Source organism: Promicromonospora iranensis, from assembly GCF_028994775.1.
Classification (GTDB): domain Bacteria; phylum Actinomycetota; class Actinomycetes; order Actinomycetales; family Cellulomonadaceae; genus Promicromonospora; species Promicromonospora iranensis_A.
On record NZ_JAJQMN010000012.1, the window covers coordinates 83,396 to 100,889 of the forward strand.

Sequence of the window (17,494 nt, forward strand, 5' to 3'; positions counted from 1 at the left end):
TCGACAGCAGGCGGCGGATGCGGCCCGCGACGGCGTCCTTGGACAGCTGCGGCTCGGCCAGCCGGCCCAGCTCCTCGAGCGACGCCTGCTTGTGCGCGAGCCGCAGCTCGCCGGCCTGGCGCAGGTGGTCGGGCAGCTCGTCGCCGAGGATCTCGAAGGCCCGCTGGACCCGCGCGCCCGCCGCCACGGCGGCGCGGGCGGAGCGGCGGAGGTTCGCGTCGTCGAAGTTCGCCAGGCGGTTGGCCGTACCGCGCACCTCGCGGCGCTCCCGGCGCTCCTCCCAGACCTTGAGCGTCTCTGGTGCGCCGATGCGCTCGAGCATGCGCCCGATCGAGTCGCCGTCGCGGATCACCACGCGGTCGATGCCGCGCACCTCACGGGACTTGGCCGCCACGCCCAGCCGCCGTGCGGCTCCGACGAGCGCGAGCGCCGCCTCCGGTCCGGGACTGGTCACCTCGAGCGCCATGGACCGGCCGGGCTCCGTGAGCGAGCCGTGCGCCAGGAACGCGCCGCGCCACACGGCCTCGGCCTCCTGCACACCCGCCGACACGACCTCGGGCGCCAGTCCGCGCACGGGACGGCCGCGGGCGTCGAGGAGCCCCGTCTGGCGGGCGAGCGACTCCCCCTCGCGCACGACGCGCACCACGAACCGCGAGCTCTTCCGCAGGCCGCCCGCCTGAACCACGATGAGCTCGCTCGTGTGGCCGTACAGGTCGTGGATGGCATGTCGCAGCCGGGTCGCGGCATGCTCGGTGTCGAGCTCCGCCTCGATCACTACCCGACCGGAGATGATGTGGAGACCGCCGGAGAACCGCAGCGTCGCGGAGACCTCTGCCTTGCGGCAGGATGTCTTCGCCACCCGCACCCGCGCGAGCTCCTCCTTGACCTGTCCCGTGAGCGCCATGGCGTCATACTGCCATGGTCACGCACAAGGTAACCCGGTGGAATCGCGGACACTCGGGCGAATTGTCCCGGCGTGTCGCCTCAGACGTCGCCGTAGACGCCCTCGAACACGTCGCGGTAGGCCGCGGCCAGGCGCAGCCCGTCGTGCTTGGCCGTGTCGTCGCCGCGCCGGACCTGCCGCATGATCACGCGGGCGCCCATCGAGGCGGCGGCGGCCTCCAGGGCCGTGACGTCCTCCACCGCCGACGGGTCGGCGAGCACCGCGTCGATCCGCAGGCCGGGCGCGTGCTTGTGCAGGGCCTCCAGATGGTCGACGGCGGTGAGGCCCTCCGTCTCACCGTTCTCCGCCGACAGGTTCAGCGTGACGCACCGTCGCGCCTTCGTGGTGTGCAGGGCCTCCGCGAGCGCGGGCACCAGCAGGTGGACCAGCACCGACGAGTACCAGGACCCCGGCCCGAGAACCACCCAGTCGGCGTCGAGCACGGCCTGAACCGCCTCCGGCGAGGCCGGCGGGTCCGCCGGGAGCAGCCTCAGCTGCTCGATCCGGCCCTCGGTGACCGCCACGCGGCTCTGACCGACCACGGTCTCCAGCGAGGGCTCCGGCTCCCCCGGCGCCGCGGCGTGGCGCACGTCCGCCTCGACCACGAGCGGCACGGATGCCATCGGCAGCACCCGGCCGCGCGCACCGAGGAGACGGCCCACCCAGTCCAGGCCCTCGACCTCGTCGCCCAGGAGCTCCCACAGCGCCACGATGAGCAGGTTGCCCATGGCGTGGTTGTCGAGCTCCCCCTTCGACGAGAAGCGGTGCTGCAGCATCGCGCTCCAGGTGCGGCCCCACTCGGAGTCGTCGCACAGGGCCGCGAGCGCCATCCGCAGGTCGCCGGGCGGGAGCACGTCGAGCTCGTCACGCAGACGCCCGGAGGAGCCGCCGTCGTCGGCCACCGTGACGACCGCCGTGAGGCGGTCGGACATGAGGCGCAGCGCGGACAGGCTGGCGGACAGGCCGTGGCCGCCACCCAGGGCGACGACCGACGGGTTCTTGCTCCACTCCGGTGCGGGGACGTCCGGCACCCCGGGCGCGTGCGGGATCATTCGCGGCCCAGGTCACGTGCCGAGACGGTGACGAGCTGGCCGCGGGCACGGAGTCGTTCGGCGATGGCTTCGGAGATGGCGACGGAGCGGTGCTTGCCCCCCGTGCATCCCACGGCGATGGTCACGTAGCGCTTCTCCTCGTTGAGGTAGCCGGCGAGCACCGGAGCCAGGGCGTCGACGTAGCGGTCGATGAACTCGACGGCGCCCGGTCGGGCGAGCACGTAGTCGCGCACCGGCTGGTCCCGACCCGTGAGGTGCCGGAGCTCGGTGATCCAGTACGGGTTGGCCAGGAACCGTACGTCCACCACGTGATCCGCGTCCAGGGGGATGCCGTACTTGAACCCGAACGAGATCACGTTGACCCGCAGCACCTCGTTGATGTCGTGCGCCAGCCACCCGCGGATCTCCCGGGCGAGGTCGTGCACCGACAGGTCCGACGTGTCGATCCTCAGGTCGGCGCGGGCGGCCAGGGTCGCGACGACGGACCTCTCCTCCGCTATGCCGTCGAGGATGCGGCCCTCGCCCTGCAGCGGGTGGGGCCTGCGGACCTGCTCGAACCGGCGCACGAGCACCTCGTCGCTCGCGTCCAGGAACAGGATCCGGTAGGCGACCCCGGCCTCCGTCATGTGCACGAGCACCTTGTCCAGCTCCGAGAAGAACTGCCGGCCGCGCACGTCCACGACCACCGCGACGCGTTCGATGCTGGAGCCCTTGGCCATGAGGTCGACCAGGGGGACGAGCATCATGGGTGGCAGGTTGTCGACCACGTACCAGTCGAGGTCCTCCAGCACGGCGGCGGCGCGCGACCGGCCGGCGCCGGACATTCCGGTGATCACCAGGACCTGCGGCTCGCTGCGCTCGGGGCCGTGCGTGGCGGCCTCGACCTCGGCGATGCCGTCGGGTGCGGTGATGGGTGACGGCTCGGTGTTGCTCATGGCTCCAAGCATGCCAGCGTCAGCCCTTCAGGGCTGCCACCACCGCCTCCGCGGTCTTGTCCCCCATGCCGCGCACGCTGGCTATCTCCTCGACGCTCGCGGCCTTGAGCCGCTTGACGGAGCCGAAGTGGGTGAGCAGCATCTTCTTGCGCGCCGGCCCGAGCCCCGGGACGTCGTCGAGCACCGAGGCGGTCATGCCCTTGCTGCGCCGCCTGCGGTGCTGCGTGATCGCGAACCGGTGTGCCTCGTCGCGGACGCGCTGCAGCAGGTACAGGCCCTCGCTGGAACGCTGCAGGATCACCGGGTAGTCCTCGCCCGGCACCCACACCTCCTCCAGCCGCTTGGCCAGCCCGCAGAGGGCGACGTCGGTGATGCCGAGCTCGTCCAGCGCCTGCTTGGCGGCGGCGACCTGGGGCGGGCCGCCGTCGACCACCACGAGGCTCGGCGGGTAGGCGAACCGCACTTTCTCCTCCGGCGCGTCAGCGTCCACCTCGCCGCTGGACAGCTCCGCGGCCATCTCGACGTCGTTGGACTTGAGCCGGTCGGCCAGGTAGCGCTTGAAGCGGCGCGTGATGACCTCGTGCATGGCCTGCGTGTCGTCGCGGGCGCCGTCGCCGTCCGATCCCCGGATGCTGAACGAGCGGTACTCGCTCTTGCGGGGCAGGCCGTCCTCGAAGACCACCATCGACGCCGACTGGTAGGTGCCCTGCGTGTGCGAGATGTCGTAGCACTCGATGCGCAGCGGCGCCGACTCCAGGTCGAGCGCCTCCTGGATCTCCGCCAGCGCCTGGCTGCGGGTCGTGAGGTCACCCGCGCGGCGCGTGCGGTGCACCATGAGTGCGTGCTCGGCGTTCTTGCGGACGGTGGCCGCGAGCTCCTTCTTGTCGCCACGCTGGGGGACGCGCACGTCCACCCGCGCGCCGCGCAGCCCGGAGAGCCACGCGCCGACCTGATCCAGGTCCGGCGGCAGCACCGGCACGAGGACCTCGCGCGGCACCGCGTCCCTGGCCTCGAGCCCGTCCACCTCCTCGGTGGCCCCGTACACCTGCTGCAGCAGGTGCTCCACGAGCTCGCCGTCGGTGATGTCCTCGACCTTCTCGACGACCCAGCCGCGCTGACCGCGGATGCGACCCCCACGGACGTGGAACACCTGGACCGCGGCCTCGAGCTCGTCGCCCACCAGGGCGAACACGTCGGCGTCCGTGGCGTCGCCGAGCACCACCGCGTTCTTCTCCGTGGCCCGGCGCAGGGCCTCGATGTCGTCGCGCAGGCGGGCGGCCTGCTCGTACTCCATCTCGGCGGCCGCCTCCTGCATGCGCTTGGTCAGCCGGCGCTCGAACTTGGCGGTGTCGCCCGCCATGAAGTCGCAGAAGTCCAGGACGAGCGCACGGTGGTCGTCGACGCTGATGCGGCCGACGCACGGCGCCGAGCACTTGTCGATGTAGCCCAGCAGACACGGCCTGCCCGACTGGCCCGCACGCTTGTAGACACCCGCCGAGCACGTCCGGATCGGGAAGACACGCAGCAGCAGGTCGAGGGTCTCCCGGATGGCCCAGGCGTGCCCGTACGGGCCGAAGTAGCGGGTGCCCTTACGCTTCGCCCCGCGCATGACCTGGGCACGCGGCACCTCCTCCCCCAGCGTCACGGCAAGGTACGGGTACGACTTGTCGTCCCGGTACTTCACGTTGAACCGCGGGTCGTACTGCTGGATCCAGGTGAACTCCAGCGCGAGCGCCTCGACCTCGGTGCCCACCACCGTCCACTCGACGGACGCCGCCGTCGTCACCATCCGCCGGGTGCGCTCGTGCAGGTTGGCGACGTCCTGGAAGTAGTTCGCCAGACGCTGCCGCAGGTTCTTCGCCTTGCCGACGTAGATGACCCGACCGTGCTCGTCACGGAACCGGTAGACACCGGGCGACGTCGGGATCTCTCCCGCCTTGGGTCGATAGGTAGCTGGATCCGCCATGCCCCCAACCTATGCGCTGCCACTGACACCGGGCCCGCCCCGGACCATGGTCAGCGCGAACAGGCCGGCGCCCCGTCAGCGCTTACCCGGGGCCGGGCGGGACGCGCCCCGTCAGGCCAGGACGCCCAGGGGGGCCGGCGTGCAGTGCACCGGGAAGTTCACCGACCGCGAGATGAAGCACATCGCGTGCGCCTTGTGGTGCAGGGCCGCCACGTGTTCGTCCGTCGCGAGCTCACCCGGGTCGACCACCACCTTCGGGTGCAGCGTCACGTCGGTGAACGCACCCTCGCCGCGCGCCTCGACCCGCATGGTGCCGGTCGCCGAGTCCCTGTACTCACGCACGATCAAGCCCGACTCCGCCGCGAGGTGCAGGAACCACAGCATGTGGCACTGGCTCAGGCTGGCGACGAACAGCTCTTCCGGGCTGTTCCGGGCAGGGTCGCCCCGGAAGGCAGGGTCGGCCGACCCGGGCAGCGGCGGCTTGTGCGGCAGGTCGATCTCGTGGTCGCGCGAGTACGAGGTGTACGACGAAGTCCCCGTGTCCCCGGCGCCCGTCCACCGCACCGTCACGGCGTAGTCATGCGTGGCTCCGCTCATGAGGTCAGCGTAGCGGCTTGTGGTCCGGATCACACCGGCGTTCAGGCCGGTGTGGTCGGGAGGAGCCCACGCCGGTACGCCTCGCCCACGGCGGCCGCACGGTCGCGCACCCCGAGCTTGCCGTAGACGTGCAGGAGGTGCGTCTTGATGCTGGCCTCGCTGATGAACAGGCGACGGGCTGCCTCACGGTTGGACGCCCCGGCGGCCACGAGGGCGAGCACCTCGAGCTCGCGCGCGGTCAGGACCGCGGGTGCCGGACGGCGCACCTGGCCCATGAGGTGTCCCGCCGCCGCCGGGGCGAGGACCGCCTCGCCCCGGTACGCCGCGCGGACGGCGGCGGCGAGCTCGTCCGTGGCGGCGTCCTTCAGGAGATATCCCGTGGCACCCGCCGCGACGGCGGCCAGCACGTCCGCCTCGCCGTCGAAGGTGGTCAGGACCAGCACCCGTACCTCCGGCGCGCGCTCGCGCAGCTCCGCCGTCGCCTCGACCCCGTCCAGCACGGGCATCCGGAGGTCCATGAGCACCACGTCGACTCCGCCACGCACCGCCCGGTCGACCGCCTGTCGCCCGTCCGGCACCTCACCGACCACCGCGATGCCCGGGTCGTCGGCGAACGAGCCGCGCAACCCGTTGCGCACCACCGGGTGGTCGTCGGCGATCAGGAGCCGGATCGGGTGCTCGACGGCGGAGACGTCGCCCGCGCTCATGCCGGCTCCGGTCCCACCGCGCACGCGGGACCGGCGGAGCCCGCGCCGCCCACCGGGGCGGTCCTGCCCGGCTGGATGCTCGCACTGATCGCCGTCCCCTCGCCGGGCGAGCTCTCCACGACAAGGGTCCCGCCGACGCCCTCGAGTCGCTCCCGCATGGTGATCAGCCCGAAGGCCGGTGCGGTGGCATCCGGCGAGAAACCCGAGCCGTCGTCGCGGACGTCCAGCAAGACCGTGTCGTCCAGGTAGCTGAGGGTCACGCCCACCCGGCGCGCGGCCGCGTGCCGGGCGACGTTGGTGAGCGACTCCTGCGCCGCGCGGAACAGCGCGACCTCGGCCGCGGGCGATAGCGGGACGGCGTCACCCGTGACCTGGCAGGTGCAGGCCACGCCGTGGTCCGCCGCCCAGCGGCGGGTCAGGTCGGACAGCGCCTCGGGGAGCCGGGAACCCACCAGCTCACCCGGGTGCATGGACCGCACCGACCGGCGCGCCTCGGCCAGCGAGTCCCGCGCGAGGTCGAGCGCCCGGTCGACGTGCGGACGCGCGCGGTCCGCGTCGTGCCACACGCGCTGCGCGGCCTGCACCTGCGTGACGATCCCGGTCAGTCCCTGTGCCAGCGTGTCGTGGATCTCTCCGGCCAGGCGACGGCGCTCGTCCGCGATGCCCGCCTCGCGTGCCTGTTCCACGAGCCGGGTGTGCAGCTCCTCGTTCTCGGCGAGGGCCGTCTCCAGGCGGGTGACCGCGCGCTGCTGCTCCCGCTGCTGCTCCATGCCCCTGACCGAGAGGACGTAGCCCCCTGAGATCGCGACGGTCTGCACGGCGACGATCAGGGCGAGCATCCCCACCGAGCGCGGCGTCGGCACCTGGCTGGTCGTGGCGAGGTTGATGACCAGGGACGTGGCGAGCACCCCCGCGGTGACCGCCGCCCACGAGCGTCCGTCGCGAACCAGGTGGTAGGCGTGGAAGAACCCTGCGATCACCAGGATGACGAAGTAGTCGTCGCGGACGGCGAGCACCGCGCCGACGACCAGCAGGCCGGTCAGGTAGACGGCGGACACCGCACGGCTGCGGACGAGCGGGTCGCGCCGGGTGTGCCCCGCGAAGATCCACCCGGCGGCGAGCGCGGCGAGCACGAGCTGGAGCGTCCGGTCGGCCAGACCGTAGGCCCCGGGCTCCGGCAGCGTGAGGCTGAGCAGCACGGACACGACCAGGAGGACCCAGGGCACGGCCACCAGGAACGCCTCGAACCGCAGCCAGATGTCCGGCCCGCCCAGGTCGGCCCACCATTGGCGCACGGACCACCGTCGGGACGTAGGGATGTCGTCCACCGGAACCAGCTCCTTCCCGCCGGGGTCCATCGTGACAGGCGACGTGACCGGCGACGGGCTCAGAAGATCCTCCTGGCACCCGGGATCGCGCGTGTCCCCCGCGCGACGGCCCAGCACACCGGGAGGGCCACGGCCGTCAGCAGGGCGAACTTCGCGACGGCCGGCGCCTCGACCGGGGCCAGCACCAGGCCGACCAGGACGAGCACCGGCCCGTGGACGAAGTACACCGCATAGGCGTTGTCGGCCAGGAAGCGCAGCAGCGGCCCCTGCGCGGCGAACCTGGCGCGGAACAGGACCACGACGGCAGTGGTGAGCCCGAGCGCTGCCGTGACGGTCGCCCCGGCGGCCACCAGCGACTGCCACGACCCTCGGCCGGCGAACGCGTCCGGGTAGGCGACCACCACTGCCAGGTAGACCACGGCACCGGCCAGGGCGGCGCCCGCCCCCGTCCAGCCGGCCCGCACGGTGAGCGCGTCCGGCCAGCCGCGGCGCAGCGCCAGCGTGCCGAGCCAGAAGAAGGCCACGTACAGGGGCAGGTGGTCGGGCGTGGGCAGGCCCACCACCGGCCAGTACGTCTCCGACGGCACGGCGATGCGCCACAGCCACACCGCCACGGTCAGGCCCGCCCCGAAGGCGACGATGCGCGCCGGTCCTGGCACCCCGTGCCCGACGACCGGCGCCGCCGGCCGGCCACGACGCAGGTACCGCCACCCGGCGTAGACCAGCGACATGACCAGAAGGGTCTCGACGAACCACATGTACCGCGGGGCCGCGGTGGTGACCAGCCAGCGCAACGGCGACGTCTCGGAGCCGGCCGCCGGGTAGGTGTGCAGGTTCATCAGAGGGTTCAGGACGACCAGGAAAGCCAGCAGCGGGATCCCCAGCCGGCGCAGCCGGTCCGTGGCGAACGCCCTGGCGCCCTTGCGGTCCAGCGACCCCGGTGCGAACAGGCCCGAGATCGCGAAGAACGCGCTCATGAACCACAGCTGGTTCAGGACGAGGAACACCAGCAGGAGGTCCGACGTCGGGCCGCGGCCGGGTTCATGGAACGGCCACGCCGGGAGCGGGCTGTAGATGACTGCCGCGTGGTGCAGCACGACGAGGACAGTCAGCCAGAGGCGGAGGTTGTCCACGAAGGCCAGGCGCGACGAAGGCGGTGTGCTCATGGCCCCCAGCGTCGTCCGGGACAGCCCCGCGCGAATCAGCCAGCCGGACATCGATCGGCGGACACCCGGTCAACCGATCGGTGGACGTCCGATCGGCCGACCGGCCGGACCGGTCACCCGGTCATGCGTGGGGACGAGCCTCAGGCCGTGGCTCCGGCCTTGGCCTTGGTCGTCTTCTTCGCCGCGGGCTTGCGCTTGGCCTTGCCGTTCGCCGGCGGCAGCACCGGGACCTCTCCGGCCTGGGCGTGCCCGTCGAGGATCTCGGCGAGGTACGTACCGGTGTGGCTCTCCGGGACAGCCGCGACGGCCTCGGGCGTGCCCTGCGCGACGACGAGCCCGCCACCGCTGCCGCCCTCGGGACCCATGTCGACCACCCAGTCGGCGTTCTTGATGACGTCCAGGTTGTGCTCGATCACGATGACCGTGTTGCCCTTGTCGGCCAGCGACTGGAGCACACCGAGCAGCCTGCGCACGTCCTCGAAGTGCAGGCCGGTGGTCGGCTCGTCCAGCACGTAGGCCGAGCGGCCCGACGATCGCTTCTGGAGCTCAGCCGCCAGCTTGACGCGCTGGGCCTCGCCGCCGGACAGGGTGGGCGCCGGCTGCCCGAGCCGCACGTAGCCCAGGCCGACGTCGACCAGCGTGGACAGGTGCCGCGAGATCGCCGGGAACGCCTTGAAGAAGTCCGCGGCCTCCTCGATCGGCATGTCGAGCACGTCGGCGACCGTCTTGCCCTTGAAGTGCACCTCGAGCGTCTCGCGGTTGTACCGCGCGCCGTGGCAGACCTCGCACGGCACGTAGACGTCCGGTAGGAAGTTCATCTCGATCTTGATGGTGCCGTCACCCGCGCACGCCTCGCAGCGGCCGCCCTTGACGTTGAACGAGAACCGGCCCGGACCGTAGCCACGGACCTTCGCCTCCTCGGTCTCCGCGAAGATCTTGCGGATCCGGTCCCACACACCGGTGTACGTGGCAGGGTTCGACCGCGGCGTGCGGCCGATCGGCCCCTGGTCCACGTGCACGACCTTGTCGAGCTGGTCCAGGCCGGTCACGCGCCGGTGGCGGCCGGCGACCCGCCGGGCACCGTTGAGCTGGTTCGCCATGACCGTGTACAGGATCGAGTTCACGAGCGTCGACTTGCCCGAGCCGGAGACGCCCGACACGACGGTCAGCACGCCGAGCGGGAACGACACGTCGACGTTGCGCAAGTTGTTCTCGTGCGCGCCCACGACCGTGACCTGCCGGTCGGGGTCGACCGGCCGTCGCACGGCCGGCACCGGGATGGACCGGCGCCCGGCCAGGTACGCGCCCGTCAGCGAGTCCTTCTTCTCCAGGAGGCCCGCGTAGTCGCCCGAGTGGATGACGTCGCCACCGTGCTCGCCGGCGCCCGGACCGATGTCGACGATCCAGTCGGCCGCGCGGATCGTGTCCTCGTCGTGCTCGACGACGATGAGCGTGTTACCGAGGTCCCGCAGGCGCGTGAGCGTGTCGATGAGCCGGCGGTTGTCGCGCTGGTGCAGGCCGATGGACGGCTCGTCCAGCACGTACAGCACGCCGACCAGCCCGGAGCCGATCTGGGTGGCCAGCCGGATGCGCTGGGCCTCACCACCGGACAGCGTGCCGGCGGGCCGTTCCAGCGTGAGGTAGTGCAGGCCGACGTCGAGCAGGAAGCCGAGCCGAGCGTGGATCTCCTTGAGCACCTCGGTAGCGATCTGCGCCTCGCGCACACCGAGCTCGATGCCCTTGAGGAACTCGGCCGCCTCGCCCACGGGGAGCCGGCAGACGTCGGCGATGGACAGCCCGTGCACCTTGACCGCGAGCACCTCGGGCTTGAGGCGCGCGCCGCCGCACGTGGGGCACGGGACCTCACGCATGTACGCCTCGTACTTCTCCTTGGACCAGTCGGAGTCGGTCTCGCGGTGGCGACGCTCCAGGAAGGTCACGGCGCCCTCGAACCCGGTCGAGTACTGCCGCTCGCGGCCCCACCGGTTCTTGTACTTGACGTGCACCTTGTGGTCGCGACCGTGCAAGATCGCCTCGCGGGCCCGCTCGGGCAGGGCCCGCCACGGCACGTCCATGGAGAACTTCATCTCCTCCGCGAGCGCCGTCAGCACACGCTCGAAGTACTCCGACGACGTCTGGGCCCAGGGAGCGACGGCGCCCCCGCGCAGCGTCTGCTCGTCGTCCGGGACGATGAGGTCGGGGTCGACCTCGAGCCGGAAGCCGATGCCCGTGCACTCCGGGCACGCGCCGTAGGGCGCGTTGAACGAGAAGGTCCGCGGCTCGATCTCGTCGAGAGCCAGGGGGTGCTCGTTCGGGCAGGCCCGCTTCTCGGAGAACTTGCGGGTGCGCGCCAGGTCGTCGATGTCGGCGTCGACCAGCTCGATCATCACGAGGCCGTTCGCCAGGGTGAGCGCGGTCTCCACCGAGTCCGTGAGCCGGCGCTGCACCCCGTCGCGGGACACGAGCCGGTCCACGACCACCTCGATGTCGTGCTTCAGCTTCTTCTCCAGCGTGGGCGGGTCGGTCAGCTGCACGACCTCGCCGTCGACCCGCGCCCGCGAGAAGCCCTTGGCCTGCAGCTCCTTGAACAGGTCCGCGTACTCGCCCTTGCGTCCGCGCACCACGGGCGCCAGCACCTGGTACCGCGTGTTCTCGGGCAGCTCGAGGATCTGGTCCACGATCTGCTGCGGCGTCTGCGACTGCACCTTCTCGCCGCACACCGGGCAGAACTGCGTGCCCGCGCGCGCAAACAGCAGGCGCAGGTAGTCGTACACCTCGGTGATGGTGCCGACCGTCGAGCGCGGGTTGCGGTTGGTCGACTTCTGGTCGATCGACACCGCGGGCGACAAGCCCTCGATGAAGTCGACGTCGGGCTTGTCCATCTGGCCCAGGAACTGGCGCGCGTACGCGGACAGGGACTCGACGTACCGGCGCTGCCCCTCGGCGAAGATCGTGTCGAAGGCGAGCGACGACTTGCCGGACCCCGACAGTCCCGTGAACACGATGAGCCGGTCCCTGGGCAGGTCCAGAGATACGTTCTTGAGGTTGTGCTCTCGGGCTCCCGAGACGACGAGACGATTGCTCACAGAGGCATCCTAGGGCGGCCCACTGACATTCGCACGCCTGTTCTAGAAATCAGGCTGACAGACTCATCACACCCGCGCCGGTCAGCGGATGGCGCGGCCGTCGGCCATGCCCGACCGGCGCACGCGCGCCTGCAGGTCCAGTGCGCGCAGGAGGTCTTGCTCGTGGGCATAGGACCCGTCGACGAGCCGACGCCGGACGTCCACGACCTCCTGGGCGTACTCCGCCGCCGAGTCGAGCAGCTTCAGGTCGAGATGGACCGAGACCATGTTCGACAGCGCGGAGGCCAGGCCCGGCAGGTGGAGCTCGGGGCTCCGGCGCGCGAGCTCCCGGCGCACCCGCACGGCCTCCGCCGTCGGCTCGACACCCTCCTCCGGGCGCCCCGCGTCGATGAGAGCGGCCCCCAGGTTCAGCAGCGCGTCGGCGAGGTCGGGCTCGAAGCGTTCCGGGTCGCCCACCGCGAGCAGCCGCAGCTGGGCGACCGCCTCCTCCGACGGCGCGACGGCGTCGTCGGCCCGGCCCAGCTCCGAGAAGAGCACCCCCAGGTTGGACAGCGACCGGGCCAGGTACTCCTCGCCCGGGTGGCCTTCCTCGGCCAGCCCGCGCCGGATCGCCACCGCCTCCTGCTCCAGGGGCAGCGCCTCGTCGGGTTCGCCGGCCCGCGAGTGGGTGACGGCGAGGTTCGACAACGAGGCGGCCAGCATCCTGCGGAACCGGGCCGGGTTCTCCCGGGCGAGCCGGCGGCGCAGCAGCACCGCCTCGCGCTCGAGGGCGATCGCCTCGTCCAGGTCACCGAGCCGGGAGCGGACCGCGCCCAGCGACGCCAGCGTGTAGGCGAGCGTCCAGTTGTGTGCCGGAGGGCTCTCTCGGGCGAGCTGGCGCCGCAGCGTGACGGCCTCACCGAGTGGCGCTATGGCCTCCCGGTCGCGACCGAGCGCCGCGTACGCGTTGCCCAGGTTCGTCAGCGCGAACCCGAGCTGGGGCCGGTGCCGCTCGGGCGCCTGCACCACGAGCGTGCGGCTGAGCTCCAGCGCCTCCAGCGCGACCGGCAGCGCCTCTGCCGGCCGGCTCTCGGTGAGCGTCACCGCCCGGTTGGACAGGGTCTGCGCCAGGGAGACGCCCCACTGCCGCGGGTCGCGCGCGACGAGGGTCCGCAGTATCGGGATCACCTCCGCGCTCCCCGCCTCGTGCTCCTGGGGGCGGCCGGTCTCGTCGAGGGCGATCGTCAGCGTGATCAGCGCACGGGCGAGCTCCGCCTGGACCCACGTCCTGTCCCGCTCGGGAGCCGCCCGGCACAGTCCGACGGCCTCGAGCTCGATCGTCACGACCTCCTGGGTCAGCCCGGCGCGCCAGTGGGTGGACGCCAGCGCGTTCATCGCACCGACGAGCGCGGTCCGGTACCGATCCGGGTCCCCGGCGGCCAGCCGGCGCCATGCGGCGACCGCACCGTCCAGCGCGTCCAGCGACTCCGCCATGCGACCGGTCTCGTTCAGCGCCGTGCCCAGGTCGACGAGCGCCTCGGCCCGGCTCACGGCGTCACGCGCTGCCGCGACGGCCAGCTCGCCGCGGTCGACGTCGTCGGGGTTGGCGTCGAGCAGGCTCCGGGGCTTGAGCATGAACATCGTGCGCAGCGCACGCGGGTCGTCCCCGCCGGCGTCGGTGGCCCGGCGCAGGAGCTCGCTCACCAGCGACGTCACCCCGGGCACCTCGCCCAGCTCGACCTCGATCCGGCGGGCGACCCGGACCACCCGCAGCGCGACCTTCCGGGACACGCCCCACGTGCACGAGCCGACCAGTGCGACCGACCGGCCGAGCCGGTCCACGATCAGCAGGTCACCGAGGCGGTCGTGCCCGACGGCGCTCACCCCGAGCCCCACCGTCGAACGCTGCAGCCCGAGCAGCCACTGCGCACCCGCCCGTCCGGGCAGGCCGGGGACGACCCGGCGCAGCACGTCCCGAGCGCTCGCGGCGTCGTCGGCGCCCAGCAGGCACGCCGCGGCGACGACGTCCTGGACCTCGTCGATCGTCAGCTCCAGCCCCGCCTCGTGCGCCGACCAGGCCCACGAGCTCGCGGCCACCTCCAGGAGCGCCCGCGCCGGGTTGGGCTCGGACGCCGGGACCGGCACCCCGGCCGCCTCGAGGGCAGCGAGCACCGCGGCCGCGTGCAGGTCGACCACGCGGACCCCACCAGGCGGTTCCGGCCTGCGCACGGCCACAGCCCCCGGATCCTGGACACCGAGGCGCTCGGCGAACGCAGCGGTCGCGACGTCCAGCACCACGTCGTCGCTCAGGCCCGGGGCCAGTGCGAGGTCCAGCGCTACCTGCGTGGCATCGTCGCGTTCGAGCTGCGGCCACAGCGTCGACCCCCAGCGCAGCCGGCGCAGCCACTCCCCCGCGACCCTGGCGAGCAGGAGGATGCGGATCCGGCCGCGGGCGGGGCGGGCCGCGGCGTCGAGCATCGCGCCCAGCCCCAGCCTCGTCGCGGCGTTGTCCACCACGAAGAGCACGTCGCCCTGCGGTCTCGCACGGACCGTGGCGGCCTCTCGACCCCGCGGCACCGGGACGACCGTCCACCCGGACTCGCGCATCCGGCCGCCGAACTCGTTCGCGAGGCGGGTCTTGCCGAAGCCGGCGGGCGCGATGACGAGCCGCAGACTGATCGGGGCGGCACCCTCGGCCCAGGACCGGAGCTCGTCGAGCTCTCGCTCACGGCCCAGGAACGGGACCACCGCCCGGGCCGGGTCGAGCAGCGCGGCCGGCCACCGGGTGGCGTCGAGCGGCTCGTCCGTAGCAGCCGTCAGCGGGCCGCGGCGGACCATCGTGCGGGCGGCCCGGACCGCGGCGGCCAACCGGGTCGACACCTCCGAGACCACCACGATGAGCAAGTCAACCGGACGAACGTCCAACACTGCAAGGGGAACGGGCAGACTTATTCACCCGGTGAACACATCCGTACACGGACGAACATCGCGTAGCGCTTGGTCGGACGCTCGTGAACGCCGTCACGGCGCCGCTGCGGGGCCCGCCGCCGGAGCCGGCCGCGGTGCGGCCGCCGCGTGACGGCGCCCCCCGTGACGAGAATCCTCGTCGGGAATTAACCGGCCTCGTCGCCGTGATGGCAGGCTGGCGCCCATGAGCATCTACGCCGTGAGCTACACCTACTCCGACGACGTGGCGACCCGGGACGAGGTCCGCCCCAGCCACCGGGACTTCCTGCGCGGGCTCAACGCGGAGGGCGTCGTCCGCGCCTCGGGCCCGGTCGACGGCGGAGTGGGCGCCCTGGTCATCGTCGAGGCGGAGTCCGCGGACGACGCGCTGCGGATCCTCGACGCCGACCCGTTCCAGGTCCGGGGCGTCATCGCCGAGCGCGGCGTGCGCCAGTGGGACGTGGTGATCGGCGGACTCGCCGAGTAGGTCCCCCACAAAGTCAACCCCTCGACCAGGTCATGCCCGGCGCATATCGGAGCCATACGGAGAGTTTTACGCGATAGTCACGTTCGAGGCATGGCGCGGCGAGCTCCATGGTGCCCATGATGCCTGTTCCGGCACTGCTGAATACGTTCGGGGAGGCACTGCATGACCTCTGTCGAGAGCACGACGGTGACCTACGAGGAGATCGGCCCGCGGATCTGCGTGACGCCGCCGTACTTCGCGCTCGAGGACCTGGTCAGCCCTGCACCAGGGCTGGCCAGCGCGACTGTCCCGGTCCAGACGCCCACCGGGCGTCAGCTGACCCACATCAACCTGGCGGAAGGGGGACGGCACCTCGCCATCCTCGGCCTGTGCGCAGCGGCCTCGGTCAACCCCAGGGCCGGACAGCACTACTACCTCGCCCACCGCGGCATCGGCAGGATGTACCCCCCTGCCAAGACCCTGACGACGCTCCGCGGTACCGCGAGCGCCCGGATGTCCGGACGCAACCGGGCGCTCGCCGAGACCGAGCTCCACGACGCCGACGGCAACCTCGTGGCACGGCTCGACCTCGAGTACCTCGTCCTGTCCGTGCCCGTGTTCCGGCGTCTGATGGGCCCGGCCGCGGAGCCCGACGCGATGGAGCCGGCCAGCCCGTACAGCGCACCGGCCCCGCTCACCGATGTCGCCGTCGACGCCCATCGCGCCACGGCCAAGCTCTCCGTGGAGGCCGCGACGTGCCGGGGGCACTTCGCCGGCTACCCGGCGCTGCCCGTCTCGGTCGCGGGTTACGCGTCGTTCGCGCTCTTCGACCACGTCCTCGAGGCGACGACGGGTCCCGACGCCCGGTGGCAGGCCGGCCGGTACCAGCTGGAGGCCGACCACCTGGCCTCGGCCGGCGAGACCTGCACGGTCGACGTCGAGCCGTCCACACCTGTCGAGCCCGAGGCGCACGACAAGGCGTTCACCGGGACGCTCCGGTCCGGCGACCGGGAAGTCTTCACCATCCAGGTGGACTACACCGAGGTCTGAGCACGGCGTGGTCCGGCCGGATGGTGAACCAGGCCCTCCACGCACCGACACCTGGGCCCGGTCGGCAGACTGCCGACCGGGCCCAGGTGCAGGTGCTGGCGCCGGCGCCGGCGCCGACCGTGGCGAACGAGGCTCGACCACATCGGACGCCCGTGAATCACACGGGCTCGTCGACCTTCTTCTCGGCACGCCGCACGGCGCGGTCGCGCAGGAGGCTCACCACGGTGGTGATCGTCAGCGTCACCACGATGACGCCGAGCGATACCGGCGTGCTGATCTCGGGGACGAAGGTGACGTGCTCACCGCCGTTGATGAACGGCACCTCGTTCGTGTGCAGCGCGTGGATCACGAGCTTCGCCCCGATGAACGCCAGGATGACCCCGAGCCCGTAGTTGAGGTACACGAGGCGGTCCAGGAGACCGTCGATCAGGAAGAAGAGCTGTCGCAGACCCAGGAGCGAGAAGGCGTTGGCGGTGAAGACCAGGTAGGTCTCCTGCGTGAGGCCGAAGATCGCCGGGATCGAGTCCACCGCGAAGAGGATGTCGGCGCTGCCGATGGCGAGCATGACGAAGAGCATCGGCGTGATGAGCAGCTTGCCGTCGACGCGGGTCGTGAGCCGGTCACCCACGTACGAGTCCGACGTGGGGAGCACACGGCGGGCCATCCGTAGCACGGCGTTCTCGTGGAACTCGTCCTCGTGCGAGGTACCTGCTCGCATCTGGCTGATCGCCGTCCAGACCAGGAACAGCCCGAAGAGGTAGAAGACCCAGCTGAAGTTCTCGATGAGGGCGGCGCCCACCAGGATGAAGACGGTGCGCAGCACCAGTGCGACGGTGATGCCCACCAGCAGGACCTTCTGCTGGAACGCCCTCGGCACCCGGAAGCTTGCCATGATGAGCACGAACACGAACAGGTTGTCGACCGAGAGGCTCTTCTCGGTGATGTACCCCGCGAAGTACTCACCACCGTAGACCGGCCCCCACACCGCCCACACGAGACCGCCGAAGGCGAGTGCGATGGCGACATAGCCCACCGACCACTTGGTCGACTCGCGCAACGTGGGCGCGTGCGGTGTGCGCACATGGCCGACGTAGTCAAACACCAGCATCGCGATGATTGCGGCGACAGTGGCAGCCCAGACCCAGAAGGGCACACTCATATAAACCTCCGGTACGCAGCACGAAGCACCGAAAGTCTCGCCCGCCCACACCCGCCTGAGCGAGGGTGGACCCATGTGACCGGACCGGCATCGACACCGACCGTGATGACGGCC

General features: G+C 71.8%; 13 protein-coding genes. 2 read left to right on the plus strand and 11 right to left on the minus strand.

Translation table 11 applies throughout. The features are described from left to right. The 10 genes from whiA to LUU90_RS21230 form a co-directional block, all read right to left on the minus strand. Window positions 1-904: DNA-binding protein WhiA (gene whiA / locus LUU90_RS21185; RefSeq protein ID WP_275005926.1), on the minus strand; the 904-nt coding region annotated here is incomplete at its 3' end. Window positions 905-984: 80 nt separating this feature from the next. Continuing rightward, window positions 985-1,995 (minus strand): gluconeogenesis factor YvcK family protein, encoded by a 1,011-nt coding sequence (locus LUU90_RS21190; protein WP_274995432.1) that lies wholly within the window; start codon window positions 1,993-1,995, stop codon window positions 985-987. Continuing rightward, window positions 1,992-2,930, minus strand: a complete 939-nt coding sequence (gene rapZ, locus LUU90_RS21195) for an RNase adapter RapZ (protein WP_275005927.1) — start codon at window positions 2,928-2,930, stop codon at window positions 1,992-1,994. The genes LUU90_RS21190 and rapZ overlap by 4 nt, the downstream gene beginning before the upstream one ends. A 19-nt stretch (window positions 2,931-2,949) precedes the next feature. Next, window positions 2,950-4,896, minus strand: coding sequence for an excinuclease ABC subunit UvrC (gene uvrC, locus LUU90_RS21200; protein WP_275005929.1), 1,947 nt, complete (start codon window positions 4,894-4,896; stop codon window positions 2,950-2,952). Between the two features lie 111 nt (window positions 4,897-5,007). Then, complete coding sequence (locus tag LUU90_RS21205; protein ID WP_275005930.1) at window positions 5,008-5,493, minus strand: OsmC family protein; 486 nt, start codon at window positions 5,491-5,493, stop codon at window positions 5,008-5,010. Window positions 5,494-5,534: 41 nt separating this feature from the next. After that, window positions 5,535-6,200, minus strand: a complete 666-nt coding sequence (locus tag LUU90_RS21210; RefSeq protein ID WP_275005931.1) for a response regulator — start codon at window positions 6,198-6,200, stop codon at window positions 5,535-5,537. Further along, window positions 6,197-7,528 carry a sensor histidine kinase gene (locus LUU90_RS21215; protein WP_275005932.1) on the minus strand — a complete coding sequence of 444 codons (1,332 nt, stop codon included), beginning with the start codon at window positions 7,526-7,528 and terminating at the stop codon, window positions 6,197-6,199. Before LUU90_RS21215 ends, LUU90_RS21210 begins: the two co-directional genes overlap by 4 nt. 59 nt (window positions 7,529-7,587) lie before the next feature. Beyond that, complete coding sequence (locus tag LUU90_RS21220; protein ID WP_275005933.1) at window positions 7,588-8,694, minus strand: acyltransferase family protein; 1,107 nt, start codon at window positions 8,692-8,694, stop codon at window positions 7,588-7,590. A 140-nt stretch (window positions 8,695-8,834) separates the two neighbouring features. Further along, the gene (gene uvrA / locus LUU90_RS21225) at window positions 8,835-11,780 is read right to left on the minus strand and encodes an excinuclease ABC subunit UvrA (RefSeq protein WP_275005934.1); all 2,946 of its coding nucleotides are present in this window, start codon (window positions 11,778-11,780) and stop codon (window positions 8,835-8,837) included. 81 nt (window positions 11,781-11,861) lie between these two features. After that, window positions 11,862-14,654: a tetratricopeptide repeat protein gene (locus LUU90_RS21230; protein WP_275005935.1), complete on the minus strand. Its 2,793-nt coding sequence runs from the start codon at window positions 14,652-14,654 to the stop codon at window positions 11,862-11,864. Window positions 14,655-14,910: 256 nt separating this feature from the next. On the opposite strand from LUU90_RS21230, the gene LUU90_RS21235 reads away from it, so the two are divergent. Further along, window positions 14,911-15,192 carry a YciI family protein gene (locus LUU90_RS21235; RefSeq protein ID WP_275005937.1) on the plus strand — a complete coding sequence of 94 codons (282 nt, stop codon included), beginning with the start codon at window positions 14,911-14,913 and terminating at the stop codon, window positions 15,190-15,192. 162 nt (window positions 15,193-15,354) lie between these two features. After that, on the plus strand, window positions 15,355-16,221 hold the full coding sequence (locus LUU90_RS21240; protein ID WP_275005939.1) for a hypothetical protein: 867 nt from the start codon (window positions 15,355-15,357) through the stop codon (window positions 16,219-16,221). A 157-nt stretch (window positions 16,222-16,378) separates the two neighbouring features. On the opposite strand, the gene LUU90_RS21245 is transcribed toward LUU90_RS21240, so the two are convergent. Further along, window positions 16,379-17,380: a TerC family protein gene (locus tag LUU90_RS21245; RefSeq protein WP_275005941.1), complete on the minus strand. Its 1,002-nt coding sequence runs from the start codon at window positions 17,378-17,380 to the stop codon at window positions 16,379-16,381. Between the last annotated feature and the right edge of the window lie 114 nt (window positions 17,381-17,494).